The 25,038-nt window shown below is 59.7% G+C and carries 23 protein-coding genes and 2 tRNA genes; 7 read left to right on the top strand and 18 right to left on the bottom strand.

The window, feature by feature from the left end; all coding sequences use genetic code 11:
• Positions 1-6: 6 nt before the first annotated feature.
• Positions 7-927: a hypothetical protein gene (locus tag BMZ91_RS06125; RefSeq protein WP_245736221.1), complete on the top strand. Its 921-nt coding sequence runs from the start codon at positions 7-9 to the stop codon at positions 925-927.
• Here BMZ91_RS06125 and rlmB read toward each other — a convergent pair.
• Positions 909-1,685, bottom strand: a complete 777-nt coding sequence (gene rlmB, locus BMZ91_RS06120) for a 23S rRNA (guanosine(2251)-2'-O)-methyltransferase RlmB (protein WP_092835796.1) — start codon at positions 1,683-1,685, stop codon at positions 909-911. The two genes, BMZ91_RS06125 and rlmB, sit on opposite strands and share 19 nt — an antisense overlap.
• A gap of 135 nt (positions 1,686-1,820) precedes the next feature.
• Here rlmB and BMZ91_RS21400 point away from each other — a divergent pair.
• Positions 1,821-1,904: transfer RNA gene (locus tag BMZ91_RS21400), tRNA-Tyr, on the top strand.
• A gap of 271 nt (positions 1,905-2,175) precedes the next feature.
• Entirely contained in the window at positions 2,176-3,609 is a 1,434-nt protein-coding gene (locus tag BMZ91_RS06115) for a site-specific integrase (protein WP_177193801.1), read from the top strand.
• 541 nt (positions 3,610-4,150) lie between these two features.
• Here BMZ91_RS06115 and BMZ91_RS06110 read toward each other — a convergent pair.
• The 5 genes from BMZ91_RS06110 to hisF all read right to left on the bottom strand — a co-directional run bounded on the left by BMZ91_RS06110 (position 4,151) and on the right by hisF (position 8,602).
• The gene (locus BMZ91_RS06110) at positions 4,151-4,813 is read right to left on the bottom strand and encodes a recombinase family protein (protein ID WP_092835792.1); all 663 of its coding nucleotides are present in this window, start codon (positions 4,811-4,813) and stop codon (positions 4,151-4,153) included.
• A gap of 432 nt (positions 4,814-5,245) precedes the next feature.
• Positions 5,246-6,577: a hypothetical protein gene (locus tag BMZ91_RS06105; protein WP_092835790.1), complete on the bottom strand. Its 1,332-nt coding sequence runs from the start codon at positions 6,575-6,577 to the stop codon at positions 5,246-5,248.
• Positions 6,578-7,233: 656 nt separating this feature from the next.
• Positions 7,234-7,524, bottom strand: coding sequence for a Dabb family protein (locus BMZ91_RS06100; RefSeq protein WP_092835788.1), 291 nt, complete (start codon positions 7,522-7,524; stop codon positions 7,234-7,236).
• Between the two features lie 2 nt (positions 7,525-7,526).
• Entirely contained in the window at positions 7,527-7,841 is a 315-nt protein-coding gene (locus BMZ91_RS06095) for a phosphoribosyl-ATP diphosphatase (protein WP_092835786.1), read from the bottom strand.
• Positions 7,838-8,602 carry an imidazole glycerol phosphate synthase subunit HisF gene (gene hisF / locus BMZ91_RS06090; protein WP_092835784.1) on the bottom strand — a complete coding sequence of 255 codons (765 nt, stop codon included), beginning with the start codon at positions 8,600-8,602 and terminating at the stop codon, positions 7,838-7,840. The genes BMZ91_RS06095 and hisF overlap by 4 nt, the downstream gene beginning before the upstream one ends.
• Before the next feature lie 100 nt (positions 8,603-8,702).
• Here hisF and BMZ91_RS06085 point away from each other — a divergent pair, with 100 nt between their 5' ends.
• Positions 8,703-9,158: a DUF302 domain-containing protein gene (locus tag BMZ91_RS06085; RefSeq protein WP_092835782.1), complete on the top strand. Its 456-nt coding sequence runs from the start codon at positions 8,703-8,705 to the stop codon at positions 9,156-9,158.
• 38 nt (positions 9,159-9,196) lie between these two features.
• Here BMZ91_RS06085 and hisA read toward each other — a convergent pair whose 3' ends face one another.
• On the bottom strand, positions 9,197-9,916 hold the full coding sequence (gene hisA, locus BMZ91_RS06080) for a 1-(5-phosphoribosyl)-5-[(5-phosphoribosylamino)methylideneamino]imidazole-4-carboxamide isomerase (RefSeq protein ID WP_092835928.1): 720 nt from the start codon (positions 9,914-9,916) through the stop codon (positions 9,197-9,199).
• A gap of 140 nt (positions 9,917-10,056) precedes the next feature.
• Between hisA and BMZ91_RS06075 the strand changes: the two genes are divergently transcribed.
• Positions 10,057-10,449 carry a DUF2147 domain-containing protein gene (locus BMZ91_RS06075; protein WP_092835780.1) on the top strand — a complete coding sequence of 131 codons (393 nt, stop codon included), beginning with the start codon at positions 10,057-10,059 and terminating at the stop codon, positions 10,447-10,449.
• Between the two features lie 33 nt (positions 10,450-10,482).
• On the opposite strand, the gene BMZ91_RS06070 is transcribed toward BMZ91_RS06075, so the two are convergent.
• From BMZ91_RS06070 to BMZ91_RS06055, 4 genes are all read right to left on the bottom strand, one after another.
• The gene (locus BMZ91_RS06070) at positions 10,483-11,427 is read right to left on the bottom strand and encodes a glutaminase (protein ID WP_092835778.1); all 945 of its coding nucleotides are present in this window, start codon (positions 11,425-11,427) and stop codon (positions 10,483-10,485) included.
• Positions 11,428-12,066 (bottom strand): imidazole glycerol phosphate synthase subunit HisH, encoded by a 639-nt coding sequence (gene hisH, locus BMZ91_RS06065; protein WP_092835776.1) that lies wholly within the window; start codon positions 12,064-12,066, stop codon positions 11,428-11,430. It lies immediately after the preceding gene.
• 3 nt (positions 12,067-12,069) lie between these two features.
• Entirely contained in the window at positions 12,070-12,657 is a 588-nt protein-coding gene (gene hisB / locus BMZ91_RS06060) for an imidazoleglycerol-phosphate dehydratase HisB (RefSeq protein ID WP_092835774.1), read from the bottom strand.
• Between the two features lie 184 nt (positions 12,658-12,841).
• Positions 12,842-12,916 (bottom strand) — tRNA-Gly (locus tag BMZ91_RS06055).
• Between the two features lie 234 nt (positions 12,917-13,150).
• On the opposite strand from BMZ91_RS06055, the gene BMZ91_RS06050 reads away from it, so the two are divergent.
• Positions 13,151-13,477 (top strand): DUF1330 domain-containing protein, encoded by a 327-nt coding sequence (locus tag BMZ91_RS06050; RefSeq protein WP_092835772.1) that lies wholly within the window; start codon positions 13,151-13,153, stop codon positions 13,475-13,477.
• Between the two features lie 294 nt (positions 13,478-13,771).
• Here BMZ91_RS06050 and BMZ91_RS06045 read toward each other — a convergent pair whose 3' ends face one another.
• The 7 genes from BMZ91_RS06045 to BMZ91_RS06015 all read right to left on the bottom strand — a co-directional run bounded on the left by BMZ91_RS06045 (position 13,772) and on the right by BMZ91_RS06015 (position 22,504).
• Entirely contained in the window at positions 13,772-15,343 is a 1,572-nt protein-coding gene (locus tag BMZ91_RS06045) for a GMC family oxidoreductase (protein WP_092835770.1), read from the bottom strand.
• Positions 15,344-15,370: 27 nt separating this feature from the next.
• Positions 15,371-15,895, bottom strand: coding sequence for a Twin-arginine translocation pathway signal (locus BMZ91_RS06040; RefSeq protein ID WP_092835768.1), 525 nt, complete (start codon positions 15,893-15,895; stop codon positions 15,371-15,373).
• Between the two features lie 50 nt (positions 15,896-15,945).
• Positions 15,946-16,341, bottom strand: a complete 396-nt coding sequence (locus BMZ91_RS06035) for a VOC family protein (protein WP_092835766.1) — start codon at positions 16,339-16,341, stop codon at positions 15,946-15,948.
• A gap of 91 nt (positions 16,342-16,432) precedes the next feature.
• On the bottom strand, positions 16,433-16,726 hold the full coding sequence (locus BMZ91_RS06030; protein WP_092835764.1) for a ribbon-helix-helix domain-containing protein: 294 nt from the start codon (positions 16,724-16,726) through the stop codon (positions 16,433-16,435).
• A gap of 105 nt (positions 16,727-16,831) precedes the next feature.
• The gene (locus tag BMZ91_RS06025; protein ID WP_092835762.1) at positions 16,832-17,632 is read right to left on the bottom strand and encodes a phosphodiesterase; all 801 of its coding nucleotides are present in this window, start codon (positions 17,630-17,632) and stop codon (positions 16,832-16,834) included.
• A 126-nt stretch (positions 17,633-17,758) separates the two neighbouring features.
• Positions 17,759-21,199, bottom strand: coding sequence for a pyruvate carboxylase (gene pyc / locus BMZ91_RS06020; protein ID WP_092835760.1), 3,441 nt, complete (start codon positions 21,197-21,199; stop codon positions 17,759-17,761).
• A gap of 156 nt (positions 21,200-21,355) precedes the next feature.
• Positions 21,356-22,504: an alpha-hydroxy acid oxidase gene (locus tag BMZ91_RS06015; protein ID WP_092835758.1), complete on the bottom strand. Its 1,149-nt coding sequence runs from the start codon at positions 22,502-22,504 to the stop codon at positions 21,356-21,358.
• Between the two features lie 112 nt (positions 22,505-22,616).
• On the opposite strand from BMZ91_RS06015, the gene BMZ91_RS06010 reads away from it, so the two are divergent.
• On the top strand, positions 22,617-24,959 hold the full coding sequence (locus tag BMZ91_RS06010; RefSeq protein ID WP_092835757.1) for an ATP-dependent helicase: 2,343 nt from the start codon (positions 22,617-22,619) through the stop codon (positions 24,957-24,959).
• The last annotated feature ends 79 nt before the right edge of the window (positions 24,960-25,038 follow it).

Genomic DNA, 25,038 nt, shown 5'->3' with positions numbered 1-25,038 from the left:
CAGCCAATGACCGACATGCCGGACAGCCCGCCACCGCCAAGCCTGCAACCCGGCCTTCGCGATCTGCCGTTTGACGTGGATTTGCGCAGGTTGAACCTCGGCGTGGGCTATGTCGCGCTGCTGCTTCCGGTGTCTCTGGTGCTCGTGACGGTCCTGACCAACACCTGTTTCAACGCCTCGATCAGCCACTATTATTATAGTCGGCTTGGGGGTGATATCCTTGTCGGCGCGCTTAGTTTCATCGGCTTGCTCTTGATGTTCTTTTACGGCTTTCGCACCACCAACCGGGTGGGCTGTCTTGGCTATGGCAAGCTTGATATCGTGCTGCTGAAACTTGCCGGCCTGGCCGGGGTTCTGGTGGCGTTTTCGCCCACCACCGGCTCGGGCTGTGCCTATGACGGCGCCGAGGTGGCGCGGCTGTTCCTGACCGGGGCACAGGGGTCTGAGGGGTTTCACCCGCCCGGCGGCACCGTGACCGGCACGATTTCCTATGATTTCTGGGCCAGCTTTCCGGCCTTCGCAAGCCCCGGGAACGTGCCGATGCTGCTCAAGGCGCTGCATTTTGGCGCCGCAGGGGTGATGTTCGCCATCCTTGGTTATTTCTCATATTTCGTTTTCACCCGCGTGAATTCGCCTGCTGCGCGCGCGCCCGGCAATCGCAAGGACCGCCGGAACCTGTGGTATCGCGCGCTTGGCCGGGTGATCTTTGCGGTTGTCGGCGTGCTGGCGATCAAAGGCGCGCTTTTGGGGCTTGTCCTGCCCACTGCGATGGCAGAAACCATCGCCGCCCTCTGGGACAGTCTACGCCTGACATTCATCTGCGAAAGCCTCGGGCTGATCAGCTTTGGCATCAGCTGGATGATCAAAGGCCGATTTATCTATGCCTTTGAGGATGCCGCCGCCATGCCTCAGGCACGCGCGGCATAAAGCGCCACCGCCGCCGCGTTTGACACATTGAGCGAGCCGAAATCGCTGGCAAAATCAATCCGCACAAGCGCGTCAACGCTTTCACGGGTCTTTTGGCGAAGCCCGGGCCCCTCGGCGCCAAGCACAAGCGCGACGGGGCGGTCGCGCCGCCCCTCCACGGCGGCCTCGATGGTGGTCTCGGCCTCGCCCGCCAGCCCGAGTACGATATAGCCCATACCCTGAAGCTCGGTGATCGCATCGGCAAGATTGCGCACCCGCAGATAGGGCTGGCGCTCAAGCGCGCCGCTGGCGGTCTTGGCCAGGGCACCGGTCTCGGGCGCGGCGTGATGGCGCGGCGCAATCACCGCGCGCGCGCCGAACACCTCGGCAGAGCGCAGGATCGCGCCGACGTTATGCGGATCGGTCACCCGGTCCAGAAGCACCACGCGCGGTGCGCTTACCCCGTCGCCAAGACAGACCTCTTGCAGACTGCCCCAGGCCAGCGGCTTGACCTCAAGTGCCGCGCCCTGATGCACCGATTGCGGGTCAAGCGGCGCGGTGAACTTGCGCGGATCGACGATTTCGGGCTCAACCCCCGAGGCGGCAATCGCCTCGGCCAACTTGTCGGCGGCGTTGCGCGTCACGATCAGCCGGAGCTTTTCGCGTGCCGGATTCTCAAGCGCGTCGCGCACCGCATGCAGCCCGAAAAGCCACACCGTCTCTGCGGCGGCGGCGCGTTTGGCCTGTTCCTTGTCGATCACCCAGCGGGGTTTTTTCATGGGTCTGCTGCCTCTTTTCTCAGGGCGGCGACAATGCGATGCCCCGCAGCCGCTTGCAAGGCATTTTCCGGTTGACGGGCCATTGCGGCGCTTGTAATCAGCCCCCCACGTCAGGCAGTTTTCTGCCGGACAAGTGGGCGACAGGCCGCAAGGTGTGGCAGGGGACTGTAACTCCCTCGCGGAGACGCACGCCTGGTTCGATTCCAGGGTCGCCCACCATTTTCTTTCATATCAACTACTTAGATCACGTTGTGCTTTGGTGTGCCATTATGGTGCGACATCAGACATGCGCAATGCATCCTATCTAAGCCTAAGCAGACACGGCATTTTTTACTTCCGATGGCCGATACCGAAGGGCTTCCACCCCAACGGGCGAGCATCCCATGTCCGGTTGTCACTGGAAACACGGTCGCCCAGCGCCGCTAAGCGAATGTCACATCTCCTGATAGCCACTGGACAAGCTGCGTTCACAGGGCCAAGGGTGCAGGCCATGAGATATGATGAAATGCGCCAGCACGTCGAAACTCACTTTCGCACTGCCCTGCAAAAACACAAAGAACGACTGCTTTCGGAAGGGGATGGTTCCGGTCAACGGGCAAATACCCTCAGAAGCTCAATTAGCCTCGTAGAGGACGACATCTGGCTGGAGTTGGCTGCACAGCCCGATGAGCAAGGCAGCGACCTCCTGAGCCAATTTAAGACGCGTGCAGGGGTCGGCAAGCTGACTGCTGAGCAGGATGAATTGCTATTGCAGGAATACCGGAAGGGCTACCGCAGTTTCTTGGCATTGGCGTTAGAGTACAATGCCAATTTGGACCAGTACGACCTCACCCAACCTTCCCATAGTACACGGCAATCAACTGATGCCGCACACCTTCAAGGCGCTGACAGACAGCCCGACGTAGTTGCTTACGCCACAACTGTGCATGAATATCTGACAGAGGGGCAAAGGGGTGCGCTATGGGCTGCAAAGACTATAAGCGAAAAACGTGATGCGCTAAAGCTACTTGGCGTGATCACTAATAGCAAACCTACCGCAAACTTAACCAAGGCCGATGCACGTAAGGTCAAGGATGTTGTCACTAGGCTGCCAAAGAATAGAAACAAGGATAGCCGCACACGTGACCTGTCACTCGCTGACATGTTGGATGTCAAGGGCGTAGACAAACTCTCAACAAGAACAGTCAACGTATACCTCAGTGCCTACCAATCGTTTGCAACTTGGGCCGTGAACAACGGACATGCAACTACGAATGTGTTCACAGGCACGAGGCTAGCAAACAAGACTAGGGACAAAACTGACCAACGGGATGCATTCACCCCCGCACAGTTGCGGTTGTTGTTTAGGCACCTCACCGTGAACCCGGACAATCTAGTAAGGAAAGATGACCATAAGTGGCCTACGCTTATTGCTATGTTTACAGGGGCTAGACTTAACGAGGTGGCGCAACTGCACATCCGCAACATTCAGCAATTGGATGGCATATGGTGCATCGACATTAACGATGATGCAGGAAAGTCACTCAAGAACGCATCAAGCCGAAGGCAAATACCCGTACACCAAGCGTTGCTTAAAGCTGGCTTCATAGAGTTCGTTGAAAAACGCAAGACTGGAGTGGCAGTCCGGCTATTCCCGGACTTATCCTACAGCACCCAAAATGGTTATGGCAGGAATGTCGGAACATGGTTCAATCAAACGCTCTTGCCTACGCTTGCACTGAAACAAAAAACGCTGGTCTTTCACAGCCTACGGCACTCAATGACAACATTGCTTAGCAGAGCCGATGTACCGGACATTATGGTTAAGGCTATACTGGGGCATACGCAGGTAGGTGTTACCCACACAAGCTATTTCAAGTCTGGGTTCACCGCTGAACAGTTGAAGCGTGAAATAGACAAGTTCGATTTTCGTGATACTGAATAAGGTCAAGCGTGGTCTTACCCGGCTACAAGGTCACTCCGCTAGTCTTGTGCATCTAACTGTATGTATGAACATGCTTAAACAGGTGTCGCCTATGGCTGTAAGCCTGTGTGGACCCGTATCCTAAAGCCGATTGTAGCTAAGGCTTGCCTGTCTTGTCGTTAGTGTTCTTGCATGGCTCTTTCCATGCTTCCACTAAGCCTTAACTGCATTTGTATGTATCAGTATGTTGTTTGTATCAGTATGTGAGGCTGTATTAATAACTGTATGTATGACTGACTATATGACTGTATGCCCGGATCATGTCATATGGATTAAATCGTTTGGGGAAGCATGTTTTAACATGCGGCAACAGATACAGCAAATTGCTCTGTCTTAGAACGCAGGGATTAGCTCGGATTTATATTCAAAGAATGAAATATCTTACCAGTCGGATTGATCCCGGCTCAAGCATTTTCAAAGGCAATAGATAGGGCCACGACCAAGCCCGGCCACCAGCATCCGAAACAGGGTCGGACAGCCCCGCATGGACCCGCCAGACACCTCACCTCGCGTTCAGCCGGTCCAGTACCCTTTTCACCTGCGATGCCTGCCAGCGCGCGCCCCTAGCGGTCTCAACCCCCGCCCGGTTCAAGTGCTCAGCGATCTCTCTCAGCGGCTTTCCCGTTTCCCGCATTGGTAAGATAATCCCAGATACCTTCTCTGCTCTTGCCGCTGCGTTAGCCTGCACGGCAGCATTGCGCTTCATGGTCTTGTCACGCAGCCCACCTAGCTTCGTGCCCCTGCGTCTGGCCTCCGCTAGCGCCGCCTTGGTCCGAGCGGATATGAACTCTCGCTCCTGCTCGGCTAAAGCCGCATATATGTGCAACTGGAAGTTATCGGCGTTCGGCATCTGTGCGACCCGGAATGTTACTTTCTTATCCTCCATGAGGGCCGCTACGGCAGAAACCTTGCGAGATAGCCTGTCCAACTTGCTGACTAGCAAAATCGCACCTGTCCTCCTAGCCAAAGCCAATGCAGCCGCTAGCTCAGGGCGCTCGTTGTCAGTGCCGCTCAGGATGTCCGTGAAGGTGGCTATCACCTCATAAGGCACCGGGCTGAACCGCTCCAAGTACAGGGCGACATCTCGCTCCTGCGCCTCAAGCCCTAACCCACTACGACCCTGCTCTTTCGTGCTGACGCGCTTGTAGACGATGTACTGCTGCATGTTCCCGGCCCTTATTCAAAGGTAGTTGAACCTGCTTAACGCCGCATGTTGCAAACGTCAACGTTGGTTGTGGTTGTTACAGTATGGTTTAGAACCCATCAATTTGCTTGATAGGGCCAAGCGGGAACTCTGCATCGGCATGTGTCTTAATAGACCTTGAGGCCATAGGGGGGGTGCTGCCTCAAACATCAACAGCAATGTGTGTGAGACAAAAGGGTGCATGATGTGAGACGCCTCACCACCCTTGCCCATGTGAGACAGCGTGCATGTCAACGACTTGTCCGGCATAACGTGCAACCTGCTCCGTTGCGGCTACATGCGACATCGGCACTCGGTCCTCGGTGTGTTGAGGGGTCATGGGGGAAACTGGTGTGCAGGGATGTATAGATACCCCCTCGAAAAAATGTGTCGGAAATTCCACGGCACAAATTGCTATAGGGGCACACATTCAGCTAGCGTTAGTGCCGAGAGGACACTTTGTATTGCTGACGGCAACAAGCAGTTTGAGCCGAAGTAGAAGAGCAGAAAGCAAAAGCCTACTACGACAGTAGATATACTTAATACATTTTTTGCCGCGTTGAGTTTGTACAGACACCAAAGCGTTCGTTGGCTAGGAAAGCGTCGCACTAGTCTGGCGCGGGATGAAATTTGCATTGCCCAAACGAATACCGCTAGCGATAGCAATGCACCGATCCCAGGTAGGAGATACCATATGTCTACCCTTGATGGATTGATACCTGCAGCAAGCAGGGGCCAGTATGCTGGAAAGTCATTGTCTTTCGCCCATGTAGCGGCAGTTTGGTAGGCGTTATAGTCCCACACTCGGAAGAAGAAGAAGAATGCTCCGACCAGAGCGACCAGTGCAGCAGCAATGTCTATAGGTGTTCGGGCTAGCGTTGGGTCCCATCGCAGCTTGCCATGTATATCGCGCTCAAGACCTCGTGGAGGCGCAGCCGCCCACATCAATGGAGCATAAAACCAGAAGCTCGACTTGAGCATAAGTCTGTAGAACATCGAGGGGATAAATACCGCTAAAGCAAGCAAACTTCCGTACCTGTCAGCTAAGTTTTTCTCGGCACGCCTATAGTCACGCAGCATCGTCGCAAAGCTGAACATATGATCGTCAGGAAGACCCGGTAGTAGTTCAGGCTCAGTTGCTATGTCAGTCTTCAACATAAGAGTGGCCCAATTTTGCAAGAAGCAACTTATTCCGTCTCTAAGGTGCATAAGTGTAGCAGTTGCTCTAATGATAACGAAACATCCGGTTACACCTGCTACCGCTCCCGGAAGCAATACTGTTGCAGCCATCATGATAATGACCATGGTACGTGTTCGCAGTGTATCGGGCGGTTTATCGTTGGGGGGGGGCACCGGTCGCATCTCAGTCAAAAAAACGAGGACCAATGACATCACGAGTACAACGGATGCAACGGTGATGTTCAGCGAAACAAAGCCAAGGAGTACGAACCTCAGATAGCTACCGATCCAACCAAAACCATCAAGGATCACAGGCACCAATAGAAATATCCACAACACTGCGATTGCAATAGCACTTGCAAGGGATACCAAAGCAAAACGTCGTGAAATGTCACTGTTACTTACTCTTGCCCACGATCGGTCAATGATAGCAACACCATCTTCGATGGATTTTTCACTACGCAGATGGACCAAAAAAGTTAAAAAAAGTGATGTCCAGAGGACCCAGTACACACCAGACCAAACCAGCATCAATCCGACAACGCTCCCAACGATGGCCTCAAGCATCGCAAGCACTGACAATGGTGATTTGTGACACACTTTGCCTGCGGAATAGAGAACCACCTGTCTTACTGTCCTCCGGACGTTTTGTTCTTATCAAAGTATAATAGAAGGCACGTATGGGAGTGACAACGTGCTAATACCAATCGCAGGCATTTCCGCCCCGTGCTTGCTACTGTTACAGTGAAGTGTATCATGAGGGCTGCGAAAAAGAGCGTAAGCCGCTGAAAAGCAAAGAAAATTTCTGCCGCTTCGCGCACGTCCTAGGCCCCACCTCTGGCTACACTGGTAACCTCCAGCGCAATCGAACTTTCCAGCATTATCGGTTCCAGCCTCGCCTAGTGCACATTGATTTTGTTGTGCCGAGAAACATGCCGCCTCTTGAATTGAATACCTAGGTGCGCCATCAAGGTGTGCCAATACAAGGAAACCGCGCCCCAAAGTCTAGCGTTTACAGTTGATTTTAGAAATGGTGGCCGTTCCAGGGTCGCCCACCATCTTCCGGTCATATATTGAAGTATCCGCTAACACCTTGAATGGACATAGGATTTAGGAGCTTTGGCAGCCCGTGATCCGGCAATGCCGCTTGGGCTCAGAAAGGGCCTATCGCCCAAGGAAGCGACTCGGGCTGAGTATTTTTGCCAAGAAGAATGCGGGTTTGATCAGCTTGCCTTGAAATCGGCCGCAATGCGCAACTCGCGCATGGGGCGGACGCGGGCGATGCAGGCGCTATAGATTGGATGCGCCTTGTAGGCAGCCAGTGCGGCGTCGTCGTCAAATTCGGCATAGACCACCAGATCGACGCGATCGCCCGCGATCGGATCGCTTTGCAGGTTGCGGCCCACTTCGAAGTGGCGGGAATGCGGGATTTCGGCCAGCATCATCAGGCCGTTCCTGATGTCGTCCACCTGATCAGGGTTGGCGGCGCTGAAGAAAACGATATGGCGGATCATGGTTATTCCTTGGGTCGGGAGGCTTTTTCGGCGAGGCCCGAGGTGCCCTGGCGGCGAGCAAGTTCGGCCATGACATCATCGAGGGCAACATCGCGCGATTGCAGCATCACCAGCAGGTGAAACAGAACATCGGCGGCCTCGGATGTGAGGGCGGCCCTGTCGCCCTTGACGGCCTCGATGATCGCCTCGACCGCCTCTTCGCCGAATTTCTCGGCGCATTTTTCCGGACCCTTGGCCAGAAGGCGCGCGGTCCAGCTTGTGTCTGGATCGGCGGCGGCACGCGCGGCGATGGTTTTGGCAAGCTCGTCGAGGGTCATGCGCCGATCCTGATCGGGATACCTGCGGCGGCCATATGCGCCTTGGCCTGCGCAACGGTGAAGGTGCCGAAGTGAAAGATCGAGGCCGCCAGCACAGCACTTGCGCCGCCGATTGTCACGCCTTCGACAAGGTGATCCAGCGTACCGACGCCGCCCGAGGCGATCACCGGGATATCGACCGCATCCGAAATCGCGCGGGTCAGGGCGAGGTTGAAGCCTTGCTTGGTGCCGTCGCGATCCATCGAGGTGAGCAGGATTTCTCCGGCGCCCCTGGCGGCCACAAGCCGGGCGAACTCGACCGCGTCAATGCCGGTGGGTTTGCGCCCGCCATGGGTGAAAATCTCCCATTTTCCGGGGGCGACGGTCTTGGCGTCAATGGCCACGACGATGCATTGGCTGCCGAATTGATCGGCGGCGCGCGCGACCACGTCCGGGTCGGCCACGGCGGCGGAATTGAAGCTTACCTTATCGGCCCCGGCGAGCAGAAGCGCGCGCACATCCTTTGCGCTGCGCACGCCGCCGCCGACGGTCAGCGGGATATAGCATTGCTCGGCGGTGCGGCGCACAACGTCAAACATCGTGCCTCGGTTTTCATGGGTCGCGTGAATATCGAGAAAGCAAAGCTCATCGGCGCCCGCCGCATCATAGGCGCGCGCGGCATCGACCGGATCGCCGGCATCGACCAGATCGACAAAGTTCACGCCTTTGACCACACGGCCATCGGCCACGTCGAGGCAGGGTATGATACGGGTTTTGAGCATATTGTCGCTGTTACAGTGTTTTCACGCCGATGTTTATGGGCAAATGTGGTTATATGCCAGAGGGTAAGACCGATAAGTTTTGGAATCAAAGGAGAATACCATGAAGCGCTTTATTGCCGCTGTTGCGGTCTGTGTTGCGGGTTTGCCGGCACTGGCCAGCAATGACGATATCGTCAAGGTCCGCTCGTCGGGCGATGTGGCGACGACCATGGACCGCCTTGAGGCCGCCGTGAACGGGGCCGGGGCGACGGTTTTTGCCCGCGTAGACCATGCGGCCGGCGCTGCCAAGGTCGATATGGAACTGGCCCCGGCGCAGGTGCTTCTTTTTGGCAACCCCAAGCTTGGCACGCCCGCGATGCAGGATGATCCGCTTGCGGGGCTGTTCCTGCCGCTCAAGGTTCTGGTTTATCAGGATGGCGCGGGGCAGACCTGGCTTGCCTATGAAGACCCCAAAGAGATGCTTGGCGATCTGGGCGGCATTTCCGAGGATGCGGGTTATGTCAAAACGATGACCGGCGCCTTGGGCAAGCTGACCGGCAAGGCGGCGGGCGAATAAACCCCATAGCCCCCGGCATTGCCGGGGGCGCAGTAACGCTAGCGCAGGGCGGCGAGCGCCTCTTTGAGGTCAAGCGCGCCGTCGTAAAGCGCGCGCCCTGAAATGGCCCCGTTGAGCGGCGCGCCACAGGTTTTGAGCGCCTTGAGATCGGCAAGCGAACTGACGCCGCCGCTTGCAATGACCGGGATCGAGACCGCATTGGCAAGCGCGGCGGTGGCCTCGATATTGGGGCCTTGCATCGCGCCGTCGCGATTGATGTCGGTATAGATGATCGCGGCCACACCGGCGTCCTCGAACGATTTCGCCAGATCGGTCACCATCACATCGGTCTCGGTGGCCCAGCCCTTGGTGGCGACGCGCCCGTTGCGCGCATCAATGCCGACGGCGACTTGGCCGGGAAAAGCGCGCGCGGCCTCGCGCACTAGGCTTGGGTTTTCCACCGCCACCGTGCCAAGGATCACCCGCGCCAGCCCCTTGGACAGCCAGCGTTCAATCGTGGCCATGTCGCGGATGCCACCGCCAAGTTGGGCGGGCGCGCGACAGCGCGCGAGGATCGCCTCGACCGGGGCGGCATTGACCGGCTCGCCGGCGAAGGCGCCGTTCAGATCGACGAGGTGAAGCCATTCGCAGCCCGCGGTCACAAATTCCATCGCCTGCGCGGCGGGATCATCATTGAACACGGTGGCGCGGTCCATTTCCCCCTTCACAAGGCGCACGGCCTTGCCGTCTTTGAGGTCGATGGCGGGATAAAGAATCATGATTTCGGCTTTCTGTCGTAACGTCACGGCCTTTTGCACAGCCCAAACCCGAAATGCAATGTGGACAGGGGCAGGGGGGATGGCAATTGTAATTATAGCGGGGCAACGCCCCGAGGGAGAAATCAGGGAGGATTTGAAAGATGAAGAAACTCGTACTCACCATCGCCGCGCTTATGGTCAGCGCCGGTATGGCCGCCGCCGCCGATCCGCTTGAGGGGACATGGCGCACAGCAGCCGACGATAATGGCCATTCGGGCCTGATCAAGGTTGCGCCCTGCGGCGGTGCCCTTTGCGGCAAGCTGGTGAAATCCTACGATTCGTCGGGCAAAGAGATGGCGAGCAAGAACATCGGCCGCAACATCATTTCCGAGACCAAGAACACGGGTGGCGGCGCCTATAAGGGCAAGGTCTATTCCCCGGACCGCGACAAGACCTATAACTCCAGGCTGAAACTCAGCGGCGATACGCTCAAGGTCAGTGGCTGTGTGTTCGGCATTTGCCGTGACGGCGGGACCTGGAAAAAGGTTAAATAATCTCTTGGGCGGGTGAGAGGCTCATCCGCCCTTTTACCTTGCGGCACGGGTCGGCCCGAACACCGACCAGCCGGTCATTTTGGCAAAGCGTTCCATCGCTTCGGTGCCAAGCTTGGAATTGCCATAATGGTTTAGCCCCGGCGACCAGACCGCGACCGAGGCAATCCCCGGTACGATGCTCAGAATGCCACCGCCGACGCCGCTTTTGCCCGGAAGACCGACGCGATAGGCATAATCGCCCGATCCGTCATAATGGCCGCAGGTCATCATCAATGCGTTGATCCGCCGGATCCGCTGCGCCGAGACAAGGCGCGGCGCATCCTTTCCACCGACCAGAAAAAGCCCCGCATTGGCCAGTTGCATCGGGGTCATTTCAACCGCGCATTGGTGAAAATACGTGCCAAGCGTCAGATCCGGCGTATTGGCAAGATTGCCATGCGACAACAGATAGTGCGCCAAGGCGAAATTGCGGTGGCCGGTGGCAATTTCGGATTGCGCCACGCGCTCGTTCATGTGGATGTCATCGTCATTCGCCGCCGCCCGGATAAAGCGCAGGAGCGAGCCGAGCGCCTCACGCGGGCTCGACCCTTCGAGCACCGCGTCGGTGGTCACAATCGCGCCGGCGTTGATAAAGGGGTTCCGGGGCCGGCCCCTTTCGGGCTCCAGAAGGAACAGCGAATCAAAGGCTTGCCCGGATGGCTCGCGGCCAACGCGAGACCAGAGGCGATCGCCAAGTTTGCCTAGCGCAAGCGCCAGCATGAACACCTTTGACACCGATTGAATCGAAAACGGCACCGAGGCATCGCCCGCCACAAGCGTCGGCTTGCCGGGGCGGGCAAGGGCGATGGCAAACTGGGCGGGGTCGATACAGGCCAGTTCGGGGATGTAATCGGCGACTTTCCCCCGGCTCTCGCTGGCGCGGGCGATATCTGTGATCTCGGTCAGGATCGCTTGCAGGCGGGCCGTGGACAGGGTCATTTACGGCGTCCAGCGCAGGAAATTCGCGATCATCCGAAGCCCGGTATCCTGGCTTTTCTCGGGGTGGAACTGGGTGCCGACCATGTTGTCGCGCCCGACCACCGCAGTGATCGCGCCGCCATACTCGACATGCGCCAAAAGATGCGCCGGATCGGCCACGCGGAAATGATAGGAATGCACGAAATAGGCGTGATTGCCGGTCTCGATGCCGTCAAACACCGGGTGGGCATGGTCGATCACCAGATCGTTCCAGCCCATGTGCGGCACTTTCAGGCTGTCATCGGTTGGCGCGATAGGCTCGACCGTGCCGCCGATCCAGTCAAAGCCGGGGGTTTCGTGATATTCAAGGCCGCGCGTCGCCATCATCTGCATGCCGATGCAGATGCCCATGAAGGGGCGGCCCCTGGTGATCACCGCCTCTTCAATCGCCTCGAACACGCCGCGATGGTCAAACAGCTCCTGGCGACAGGCCGGAAACGCCCCGTCACCGGGCAACACCACGCGCGAGGCTTTGCGGATCACCTCTGGGTCCGAGGTGACAAGAACCGTGCCGGTGCCGGTTTCGGACGCCATCCGCTGAAACGCCTTTTCGGCGGAATGCAGGTTGCCGGATTCGTAATCGACGATGACCGTTGTCATGGCTCAGAGCGCGCCTTTGGTCGAGGGAATGGCGTTTTCGGTACGCGGATCGGGCTCCACCGCCGCGCGCAACGCGCGTGCCACCGCTTTGAACGCGGCCTCGGCCATATGGTGGCTGTTGATCCCGTGCAGCGCATCGACATGCAGGGTGATACCGCCATGGGTGCTGAGCGCCTGAAAGAATTCGCGCACCAATTCGGTGTCGAATGTGCCGATCTTGGGCGTCGGCAGGTCCATGTTCCACACAAGGTAGGGCCGCCCCGACAGATCAAGCGCGGCGCGCACAAGCGCGTCATCCATCGGCAACAGGCAAGACCCGTAGCGCCGGATGCCCGTCTTGTCGCCAAGCGCATGGCTCAGGGCCTGTCCAAGGGCAATGCCGACATCCTCGACCGTGTGGTGATCGTCGATATGAAGATCCCCCTCACAGAGGATTTTCATATCAATCAGCGAGTGGCGCGCCAGTTGATCCAGCATGTGATCGAAAAAGCCAACGCCGGTCTGATTGTCGTAAGAACCGGTGCCATCAAGAGCGATGTTGACACTGATATTGGTCTCGGCGGTTTTCCGGGTGATCTGGGCGCTGCGCATGGGGCCTCCGCTGGTTGCTGGGCGGTGTATAATCCGTGCAGGGCCGCGCGCCAAGGCCCAAGCGGCGACAGTGGCCGATATGTCGGTGATTGAGGATATGGGCCGACCGGCGGCGAAGTAGACACCGGATAGATCGGCGGCAGACCCGTACTCGGGTCCGGTTTGTCCAATTTTATGGGAAAATTGGAGCGGGCGAAGAGATTCGAACTCTCGACATCAACCTTGGCAAGGTTGCGCTCTACCCCTGAGCTACGCCCGCGTCCTTGGGTGAGGCGTGATTTATAAATTATGGCGCTGATCCGCAAGAGGTAAATCACCCGCGAGGCCGATTTTTTTCGCAAAACCCAAATGGCCGACTCTGCGACCTAAGTCGGACGGCGTCTGACACGAACGTGTGCGCGCCTCTCCACCTACTATGCTAGGCTTGTCGCGCAAGAGCGGCGCGCCCAGTGGTGCGTCCAGTGGCGACGTCAGCAACGGAAGGAGAAATTATATGCCAGCCTATCTTATTGCACAGGTCAAGGTCACCGATGATGCCTGGGTGCCTGAATATGCGGCCAAGACCCATGAGATCGCGGAGCGCCATGGCGGAAAATACCTGTCACGCAGCGCTAATATCACCACGCTTGAGGGCGACGCGCCCGACACGTCTCTGATTGCGCTGGTGGAATTCCCAAGTGTCGATGCGGCAAAGGCCTTTGCCAATGACCCCGACTATGCCCCGCTTGCCAAGGCCCGTCAGGCGGGAAGCGAGGGGCATTTCTGGGTGATCGACGACACCGACGCGGCCGGTGGTATCCCCTATCTGCCCAAGGGCTAGCGGGCAGGGCGGGGTTGGTCCGAAGCGGGTAGTCGAGGTATCGCACCATCGCGCGGAATAGAGGCGCGGCACGCACCGCCGCGCAGCGCCCGACCGCCCCCCTCGGGCGGGCGCTTTTGTGACGTTTCAAGCTTATGATAACACAGACTTTGTGGCCGACATAAACTGCGATCCATAGGCGTTGCGGCGCCCACCCGGCGGTCGGGCACTGCGCGACACCTCACCCGATCGCTGAATTCAAAAGTCCCCCGGCGCCCTGGGGAGAGTGGAGACGCCGGGAGAGCGGACCCTGTGTTACAGGGCGCCGCGTGAGAGTTCACCTGCAATGTGCTCGGCCTGCCGGATGGCAAGCGCCACGATGGTCAGGGTCGGGTTTTCCGCCGCCCCGGTGGTGAATTGCGAGCCGTCCGAGATGAACAGGTTCTCGATATCGTGGGTCCGGCCATTGCGGTTGACCACACCGTCACGCGGGTTCTCGGACATCCGGTTGGTGCCAAGGTTATGCGTCGACGGATAGGGCGGCGTCGGAAAGCTCCGGGTGGCGCCGACGGCATCATAGATCGCCATGCCCTGTTTATAGGCGTGATCGCGCATCGCCCGGTCGTTGGGGTGATCGGAGTAATGCACATTCGCCACCGGCATGCCGAACTGATCCTTGACGTCATGGTTGAGGGTCACGCGGTTGGTTTCCTGCGGCATGTCTTCGCCAACAATCCACATCCCGGCCATGTTTTCGTAGGAATCAAGCGCGGTGGTGAATTCACGCCCCCAGCCACCCGGATCAAGGAAGGCTGCCATGAACGGCAGGCCAAGCGACAGGGTTTCAAGCTCGTAGCCGCCAACAAAGCCGCGCGATGGATCAAGGCGGGCCTCGTCCTGCATGATGCCGGCCATGGTGGTGCCGCGCCACATCTTCACCGGCTTGTCAAAGACGCCGTAGACCGAGCCGGTCAAGTGACGCATATAGTTGCGCCCGACCTGGCCCGAGCTATTGGCAAGCCCGTCGGGATACATCGACGTGGCCGAGTTGAGCAACAGGCGCGGGCTCTCGAACGAATTACCGGCCACACAGACGGCGCGCGCCATCTGTTTGTGCTCGACACCGTTTTCATCGACATAGATCACCGCGTTGACGCGGCCATCTGCGCCGTGCTCGATCCGCTGCACATGCGCCTTGGCCCGCACCTCAAGATTGCCGGTCGCCTCGCCGCGCGGGATGTCGGTATAGGCGGCGGACCATTTGGCGCCCCATTTACAGCCCTGAAAGCAAAATCCGGTCTGCTGACAGGCGCTGCGACCGTCATTTTCTTCACTGTTGATCGCCATGCGCCCGGTGTGGACCTCTTCATATCCAAGCGCCTTGGCGCCGGCCTCGAACACCTTGTAGTTGTTGCAGCCGGGCAGGCCGGGAATGCCGTTGGTGCGCGTCACGCCAAGCTTTTTCTCGGCCAGATCATACCAGGGCGCCATTTCCGCCCCGTCAATCGGCCAATCCAGCAGGTTCGCGCCCTGTACCGGGCCATAGTTCGTCTTGGCCTTCCACTCGTGGTCCTGAAAGCGCAGGCTCGCCCCCGCCCAATGGGTCGTTGTGCCGCCGACGGCCTTGACGATCCAGGCCGGTAGCCCGGAAAAATCCTTTGCCACGCGCCAGTCACCCGACGTGGTGCGCGCGTCAAGCCAGGCCAGCTGACCAAAGCTCTCCCACTCATCATTCACATAATCCTCGGGCAGGTAACGCCCGCCCGCTTCAAGTGCCACAACGCTCACGCCGCGTTGCGCCAGTTCGTTCGACAAAACGCCGCCGCCGGCGCCAGTGCCGATGACAACGATAACGCTGTCATCATTCAGATCAAAAGGTGCAGCCATAGGTAATCCTCCTCGTTTGGCTATGGCTCAGAGCCAGTTGATGTCGTCAAAACCGCGGTCGATGTAACCGCCCTTGGAAAAGGATTCGCCCTCATAGCCAAACAGCGGCCAGACCGCCTTTTGGTTATAAAGCCCGGTCACCAGACCGCCGCGCACCTGTTGGAAAAAGGCGCTGTCCTCAAGGCTGCGCAGGATATCGACACGGTCGCGTTCCCAGCCGATCGACAGGTAATCGGCATACCCCTTGCCCATCGCCGCCGCATTCAGCGCGGCGATGCCCACCTCAACCGCCGGGGCGGCCTCGGCGCTGTCATAGCCCTTGACGGCAATGGCGTAATATTCGTCCGCCACATGATCATGCGGATAGATATCGCGCGCCATCTGGATCAGCGTCGCCATGGTCTCGGGTTTGATCGCAGTTGTTTCAAGTGCCCATGCCGCATCGGTGCTGGCGACATAGCCCGCGCCGACAACGAATGTGGCCCCTGCGGCCACGGCGCGCGACAATAGCTCGCGCCGCGTCAGCCCCTTGCGGGTTTTCACGTCAGTCATTGGTTCTCCTCCCAATTGGTCAAAAAAACGGGCGCATAAGCGCCCGCAAATTATTTGAAACGCCCCCCCCGCTGGAGCACTTCGATTTCATAGCCATCCGGGTCGGCGACGAAAAAGAAGGTGCCGACAAGCTTGCCGTCGGGGGCGAACTCCACGATTTTTCTGGGCTCTAACCCCTCGGCGATAAAGCGGGCATGCTCGCTCGCAAGATCCTCGACCAGAACCGCAAGGTGGCCATAGCCATCGCCAAGGTCATAGGGCTCTGTGCGGCCCTTGTTGACGGTCAGTTCGACCTCGAAGGCGGTTTCGGAATTGGACATATAGACAAGGGTAAATTTCTCGAAATCAAGCCGGTCCGCCACCTCAAGCCCAAAGGCCTTGCGGTAAAACTCGACCGAGCGCGCCTCGTCGAGAACGCGGATCATGCTGTGAATGGCTTTGGCCATTTTCCCCTCCGGATCAGGTGTGTTGGTCCGGAAAGGTTACCAATGGTTGGGGCGGGCAGGTAGTAAACCGCTACTACATGCCCGTTTTTAGCTATTCCGCGGCAATCTGGCGGCTGTCGGCGTCAAGCGCTGTTTCGCGGTGAACAAGGCAAGTACAGCGCAGTAACGACGTGAAATTCTTGGGCTCGCCGCGCAATTCAAGCACTTCGGAGTGCAGCCTGGACACAAAGGCCGGGGTCGACAGGCCTTCGCTGGTGGCGATTTCATCCAGAATACCCCAGAAAGAATTTTCCAACCGGATACTGGTGCTTTGCCCGTTGAGCCGCATTCGGCGGGTCTCAAGCGCATAGCGATCCGGGTCTTGCCCGGCAAAAATTCGGCACATAAGTGGTTCCTCCCTTGGTCGCCGGGCCCGTGATCCGGCGCGGCCCCCCTCAGTACATGCCCCATCATTGCCGATTTTTCTGGCCGGGGGAAGCCTGCTGCGCGATCAGCCGTAGATCGCGGCCTTGACCGGCGGCAGGGTGAAATCCTCGGTATGCACGATCACCCCGTCATCATGCAAAAGCACGATCCCATAGGCGCCCGGCTCGTCGATTGACAGGCTCGGGTCCTGAAACCCAAGCGCCATCGGCATCTGGTGGCAGGGGCTTTTGAAGATGCTGACCGGGATGCCGCCCGCCGCGCCCTGGATGGTGCGGTGGATATGGCCGCTGATGATCTGCACCACACCGCCATGCGCCACCAGCCGCCCGATCAGCTCGGCGCGGTTGTGCAGCCCGATCCAGTCCATGCCGGAAAATCCGGTGATGATCGGCGGGTGATGGGTGAAGACCACCACCCGGCGCGCGCCCGCAGTGGCGAGGGCCTGATCGAGCCAGTCGAGGCGCTGCGCACACAGATGCCCCGAATGAGTGTCATCGGCCTCTTCATTCAGGGTATCAAGCAGGATCAGGCGATAGTCGCCAATATCCTGAAATTGCTGCACAAACCCAGAAACCGTAACCGGCACCTGCGTGAATTCCGCAAGGAATGGCGCGCGTCGGTCGTGGTTGCCAAGCATAAGGTCCACCGGCAAAGGACAGCCCGCAAGCGCTTGTTTCAGGCGGGCATATTCGGCCGGGGCGGCATTATGCGCAAGATCGCCACAGAGCACGATGCGCGCGGCATCGGGGTGGTGTTCGAGCGCATGGGCAAGCCCCTGGGTAAAGCGTGCCAACGGGTCAAGCCCGATAACTGTCTCGCCTTCGGGCAGGATATGGATGTCGGTGAAAACCAGAACTTTATGCATGTCGCGCGCGCCCCCGGATCAAAGCAAAGACGCGCGAACCATCCCCGGATTCGCGCGTCTTGAAAAGGCTCAATTTAGACACGTCCCCACGATGTCGCGAGGCCGCCTGTCAGGGCGGATGAGCCGCTATTCGAACTCGATCAACAGATCCTTGGCGTCGATCTGGTCACCGGGGGTGACATGCACGGCCTTGATGGTCGCGTCGCGCTCGGCGTGAATGCCGGTTTCCATTTTCATCGCCTCGATGGTCAGCAGCAAATCCCCCGCCTTGACCGCTTTGCCGGCCACGGCCGCCACGCTGGCCACCACGCCGGGCATTGGCGCGCCGACGTGATTGGCATTGCCAAGCTCGGCTTTGGGGCGCGCAACGGTCTGGGCCTTGGCAAGACGGTCTGGCACCCGGATCACGCGCGGCTGACCGTTGAGTTCAAAGAACACCTTGACCTGGCCGTCGGGCTGGGTCTCGCTCACCGCCTGAAGCCGGATTTCAAGAATCTTGCCGGGGTCGATCTCGACGCTGATTTCCTCGCCCGCTTGCATGCCGTAAAAGAACGTCCGTGTCGGCAGGGTGCGCACCGGGCCGTGGACCGCGTGGCGCTCAATGTAATCGGCAAAAACGCGTGGATACATCAGGCTGCCCATCAGATCCTCATTGTCCATGCTCTCGCCAAAGCGCTCCACCAGCTCGGCGCGGCGCGCGTCGAGATCCTCGGGCGGCAACAGCGTACCGGGGCGCACAGTGATCGGCTCTTCGCCCTTGAGCACCTTCTTGACGATGGCCTCGGGAAAACCGCCGGGTGCCTGGCCGACATAGCCTTTCATCAGTGTCACCACGCTGTCGGGAAAGCTGACCTCGGTTTCGGGGTTGAGCACATCCTCGCAGGTCAGGCCCTGGCTTACCATCATCAGCGCCAGATCGCCGACGGTCTTGGCGATCGGCGTCACCTTGATCACATCGCCGAACATCTGGTTCACATCGGCATAGGTGCGCGCGATGTCGTGCCAGCGGTCCTCCATCCCCATCGAGCGCGCCTGCGCCTTGAGGTTGGTGAACTGCCCGCCGGGCATCTCGTGCAGATAGACCTCGGAGGTCGGCGACTGCATGCCACTCTCGAAGGCAGCGTAGTGGTCGCGCACCGATTCCCAGTAATTCGAGATCTTCCGGATGGCGGTGATATCGAGCCCGGTGTCGCGCTCGGTATGGCGCAGCGCCTCGACAATCGTGCCAAGAGTCGCCTGCGAGGTATTGCCCGAGAGCGCGTCCATCGCGCAGTCGACCGCATCCACCCCGGCCTCGGAGGCGGCAAGGATCGTGGCCCCCGCGATACCGGCGGTGTCATGAGTGTGGAAGTGCAGCGGCAGACCCACCTCTTCCTTGAGCGCCTTGAAGAGCACGCTTGCCGTGGCCGGTTTCATCAGGCCGCCCATGTCCTTGAGGCACAGGATATGCGTGCCCGCCGCCTTTAGCTCCTTGGCCATGTCGAGATAGTATTTCAGATCGTATTTCGAACGGGCCGGATCGAGAATGTCCCCGGTATAGCAGATCGCCGCCTCAAGGATCTTGCCCGAGTCGAGCACCGCATCCATTGAAACGCGCATGTTTTCGGCCCAGTTCAGGGGGTCGAAGACGCGGAAGAGATCGACACCGCTTTCGGCCGCCTGCTTGACAAATGCCGCCACCACATTGTCGGGATAATTGGTGTAACCGACCCCGTTCGAGCCGCGCAGCAGCATCTGGGTAAGCAGGTTGGGCATGGCGGCGCGCAGGTCGCGCAACCGTTGCCAGGGGCATTCGCCGAGAAAGCGGTAGGCCACGTCGAAGGTCGCGCCGCCCCAGCATTCCATCGAGAAAAGCCCCGGCAGGTCATCGGCGTAATTGGGCGCGATGCCGATCATGTCGATCGAGCGCATTCGTGTGGCCAGGAGCGACTGATGACTGTCGCGCATCGTGGTGTCGGTGATCAGCAGCCGCTTTTGCGCCGCCATCCAGTCGGCCACGGCCTGCGGTCCCTCGCGGTCGAGGAGTTGCTTGGTCCCGTCGGCGACATCCGCCGTCTGCGGGCGTGGGGCGCGCGGCAGCTTGAGGTCGGCGGGCGGGCGCGTGCGCCCCTCCACCTCCGAATGCCCGTTTACCGTGATATCTGCGATATAGGTCAGCACCTTGGTGCCGCGATCCTGGCGCTTTTCGAAGGTGAACAGGTCTGGCGTGCTGTCGATGAACGTGGTCGAATATTCATTGCTCAGAAACGTCGGATGCTTGAGCAGGTTTTCGACAAAGGCAATATTGGTGCTGACCCCGCGAATGCGAAATTCGCGCAAGGCCCGGTCCATCCGGGCAATCGCCGCCTCGGGCGTTTGGGCATGCGCCGTCACCTTGACCAGAAGGCTGTCGTAAAACCGCGTGATCACCCCGCCCGAATAGGCGGTGCCGCCATCAAGGCGAATGCCCATGCCGGTCGCGCTGCGATAGGCGGAGATGCGGCCGTAATCGGGGATAAAGTTGTTTTGCGGGTCTTCGGTGGTGATCCGGGTCTGAAGCGCGTGGCCGTTCAGGGTGATGTCATACTGACTTGCCTTGCGGGTTGCCTCGGTCAGGGTCTTGCCCTCGGCGATCTTGATCTGGGCCTGGACGATGTCGACGCCGGTCACCTCTTCGGTGACGGTATGTTCGACCTGTACGCGCGGGTTCACCTCGATGAAAAAGAACGCGCCGGTGTCCATATCCATCAGGAATTCGACTGTGCCCGCGCATTCGTAATTCACATGCTTGCAGATGCGATAGCCAAGCTGACAGATCTCTTCGCGCTGTGCCTCGGAAAGGTACGGGGCAGGGGCACGCTCAACCACCTTCTGGTTGCGCCGCTGAACCGAACAATCCCGCTCAAAAAGGTGGTACAAATTGCCGTGCTTGTCGCCAAGGATCTGCACCTCGACGTGGCGCGCGCGCAGGATCATCTTTTCGAGATAGCCCTCGCCATTGCCAAAGGCCGCCTCGGCCTCGCGCCGCCCTTCAAGCACCTTTTCCTCAAGCTCGTCCGGGCCGTTGATCGGCCGCATCCCGCGCCCGCCGCCGCCCCAGCTTGCCTTGAGCATCAGCGGGTAACCGACCGCCTCGGCCTGCTCGCGGACCTTGGCCATATCGTCGCCAAGCACCTCGGTGGCCGGAATGACGGGCACGCCGGCCTCGATCGCCACGCGGCGCGCGCTTGCCTTGTCGCCCAACTGGCGCATGGTTTCGGCCTTGGGTCCGATAAAGGTGATGCCCGCCGCGTCACAGGCATCGACGAACTCGGGGTTTTCCGACAGAAGGCCATAACCGGGATGGATCGCATCGGCGCCGGATTGTTTGGCGACGCGAATGATCTCTTCAATCGACAGATAGGCGGCCACCGGGCCAAGCCCCTCACCGATGCGATAGGCCTCATCGGCCTTGAAGCGGTGCAGGCTTAGCTTGTCTTCTTCGGCAAAGATGGCGACGGTGCGTTTGCCCAGCTCATTGGCGGCGCGCAAGATGCGAATGGCGATTTCGCCCCGGTTCGCAATCAGGATCTTCTTGAATTCGGCCATGGCCTATCCCCCCGGTTTTTGTCTCTTGGCGCTGCCATGGGCGATATGCCGCGATGCAGCGCTGTAAACTTGTAGGATTTGTGAAAGCATTGCGCAATCCGCCATATTGCGTATTTCCCGGCCGGGGAAAATTCATGACCGGGCGGGTAGGGGGGCTTACCCGGTCGGGATCAGGCGCTCGCGCACGTCAAACAGGGTCTTTGTGCCAAGCTGTCCCATGTTCGCCACAAGATCGGCGGCCAGAATATCCGCCAGATGCGCCGGCCCCCCGGCCCCAAGCGCGCCAAGGGCGAAATGCCAGCCGCGCCCCATCATCACGAAATCCGCCCCAAGGGCGATGGCGCGCAGCACGTCCAGCCCGCCTTCGATTCCGCCATCCATGATCACCGGAAGACGGGTTGCGGCGCGCACCTCAGGCAGCGCCTCGATGGTGGCGGGGGCGGCGTCAAACTGACGACCGGCATGGTTCGAGACCCAGATCGCATCAACGCCCTCGCCCTCAAGCGCGTGCGCATCGTCGCCATTCAGCACGCCCTTGACCACAATCGGCCCCTCCCAGGCGTCGCGCAGCCAGCGCAGATAATCCCAATCCGGCGAGGTGCGCAAAAGATAACCGGCGTGTTTGTTTGACGGCAAGCCCTTGGTCTCGCCCGCATAATCATCAATCAACCGCATCCGCGGCATGCCCATGCTTGCCATGCCAAGCGCCCAGGTCGGGCACCGCGCCACCTGCGCCATCAGGCGCGGCGTCAGTCTAGGGGGCTGTGTCAGGCCCGAGCGCGCCTGACGTTCGCGGCGGCTTCCGACCGGCACATCGACGGTGAGCACCAGCACGCCAAACCCGGCGGCGCGCGCACGGTTGAGCATACCGGTGCGAATCTCCGGATCGCGCGGCGGATAAAGCTGAAACCAGCCTTGGCCATTGAGGTGCGGGCCGACATCCTCGGGCTTTTGGCTGGCCACGGTCGACAGCGCATAGGGAATGCCCGCCTGCGTCGCGGCGCGCGCAAGGTGGCGCTCGGCATCCGGCCAGATCAGCCCCGACATCCCCACCGGCGCAATCCCCACCGGGAGCGCATGCATCTGCCCAAACAGCGGCGCGCTGATATCGGGCGTGAACTCACCGTGCAGGATCGACGGCATCAGCCGCACCCGATCCAGCCTCTCGCGATTGCGCGCCTTGGTGGCCTCGACCCCGGTGCCGCTATCGAGATAGTCCCAGACGAAACGCGGAATGCGGGCGCGCGCACGGGCGCGCAGATCAGACAGGGCGGGGTATTTTGCATGCAGGTCCATGCCGCGCATTTGTGCGGGTTTTCAGGGCGTTGTCCAGCACGTCATGCGGGGTCGGGACGCTGCGGGAACAATCCCCGAACATCTCTTTATCTTGGCGTACGCCCGCGCTATTGTGACGCCCATGAGCACCTATGACGAATCCGACGCCTTTGAAGGCGCCTCCCTCTCGGCCCGCGCCATGGCGGCGCGGCCTTCGCCCTATCTTGACGGGCTCAACCCCGAACAGCGCAAGGCGGTCGAAACCATCGAAGGCCCGGTTCTGATGCTGGCCGGGGCCGGCACCGGCAAGACCAAGGCGCTGACCACGCGGATCGTACATATGCTCAATAGCGGCAAGGCGCGGCCCAACGAAATTCTGGCGGTGACCTTTACCAACAAGGCGGCGCGCGAGATGAAAAACCGGGTCGGGCAGATGTTGGGCCAACCCGCCGAGGGCATGCCCTGGCTTGGCACCTTCCATTCGATCTGCGTCAAGCTGCTGCGTCGCCACGCCGAGCTTGTTGGCCTCAAGTCCAGCTTTACGATTCTCGACAGTGACGACCAGCTTCGGCTTTTGAAACAACTGGTGCAGGCGGCGGGCATTGACGACAAACGCTGGCCTGCCCGCGCGCTTGCCGGGGTTATCGACAACTGGAAAAACCGCGCCTGGACGCCCGATAACCTGCCCGCCGCCGAGGCGGGCGCCTATGACGGCAAGGCCCCCGCGCTCTATCGCCAGTATCAGGCCCGTTTGATCGAGTTGAACGCCGTCGATTTCGGCGACCTTCTGTTGCATGTGGTCAGCATTTTCCAGACCCACGACGATATCCTGGCGCAATACCAACGCTGGTTCCGCTTTATCATGGTGGACGAATACCAGGATACCAACGTCGCCCAATACCTGTGGCTGCGCCTTCTGGCGGCGGGTCACAAGAATATCTGCTGCGTCGGCGATGACGATCAGTCGATCTATGGCTGGCGCGGCGCCGAGGTGGGCAATATCCTGCGGTTCGAGGCGGATTTTCCCGGCGCGGCGGTGATCCGTCTGGAGCAGAATTACCGCTCGACCCCACATATTCTTGCCGCCGCCAGCGGCATCATCGCGGGCAACAAGGGGCGGCTTGGCAAGGAGCTTTGGACCGAGGCGGAGGAGGGCGAAAAGGTGCGCCTGATCGGCCATTGGGACGGCGAGGAAGAGGCCCGCTGGATCGGCGAAGAGGTCGAGGCGATGCAGGGTGGCACCCGCGGGTTGCGCGCCTTTTCCCTTGATGACATGGCCATCCTCGTGCGCGCCTCCCACCAGATGCGCGCCTTCGAGGATCGCTTTCTGACCATCGGCATGCCCTACCGCGTCATCGGCGGCCCGCGCTTTTACGAGCGCATGGAAATCCGCGACGCCATGGCCTATTTCCGCCTTGTCACCTCGCCCGCCGACGATCTCGCGTTCGAGCGGATCGTGAATACCCCAAAACGCGGCCTTGGCGACAAGGCCCAGCAGAAAATCCAGATAACCGCGCGGGCCAACGGCGTGCCGCTGATCGAAGGCGCGCGCCTTTTGCTGGAGGAAAAAGGGCTGGGCGGCAAGGGCGCTGTCGAGCTTGGCAAATTGCTCGACGGGTTGGATCGCTGGGGCCGCATGACCGGCGACAAGGACATAAGCCATATCGAGTTGGCCGAGATGATTTTGGATGAATCGGGCTACACGGAAATGTGGCAGAACGACAAGACACCCGAGGCGCCGGGACGGCTTGAGAACCTCAAGGAGTTGGTCAAGGCGCTGGAGCAATTCGAGAACCTTCAGGGCTTTCTCGAACACGTCAGCCTGATCATGGACAATGAGGCAGGCGAAGACGGCGAAAAAATCTCGATCATGACGCTGCATGCCGCCAAGGGCCTTGAATTTCCGGTGGTGTTCCTGCCGGGCTGGGAAGACGGGCTTTTCCCCTCGCAACGCTCGATGGATGAAAGCGGGCAGCGCGGCGTAGAGGAAGAGCGGCGACTTGCCTATGTGGGCGTCACCCGCGCAGAGGAGGTCTGTACGATCTCCTTTGCCGGAAACCGCCGGGTTTATGGCCAATGGCAAAGCCAGATGCCCTCGCGCTTTATTGATGAGCTGCCCGAGGATCACGTCGAAGTGCTTACCCCGCCGGGACTATATGGTGGGGGCTATGGCGCGGTCGGCATGAACAGCACGATCGAGACCCGCGCCGCCGAGGCCAATGTCTATAACTCCCCCGGTTGGCGCCGCCTCCAGAGCCGCAGCGCCGAGCGCCCGACACACCAGCCGCGCGAGGCCAGCAATACGGTGATCGACCTGCACGCCGTCAGCGCCCATTCCATGGGCGAGCGGGTGTTTCATCAGAAATTCGGCTATGGCGCGATCATCGGGATTGAGGGTGACAAACTCGAAATCGAATTTGACAAGGCCGGCATCAAAAAGGTTGTGGCGCGCTTCATCACCGGCACGGATGATGTGCCTTTCTGACCTCAGCCGCCTGCCGATCTGTTTTTGAGTATTTAGAGAAAGATGAAAGTCAGCCTTGTTTCTTCTGGCTCCAAATATC

The organism is Roseovarius lutimaris, from assembly GCF_900115165.1.
Lineage (GTDB): Bacteria > Pseudomonadota > Alphaproteobacteria > Rhodobacterales > Rhodobacteraceae > Roseovarius > Roseovarius lutimaris.
The sequence above is the reverse complement of the archived record's forward strand: the minus strand, read 5'-3'. Positions and strand labels throughout refer to the sequence as shown.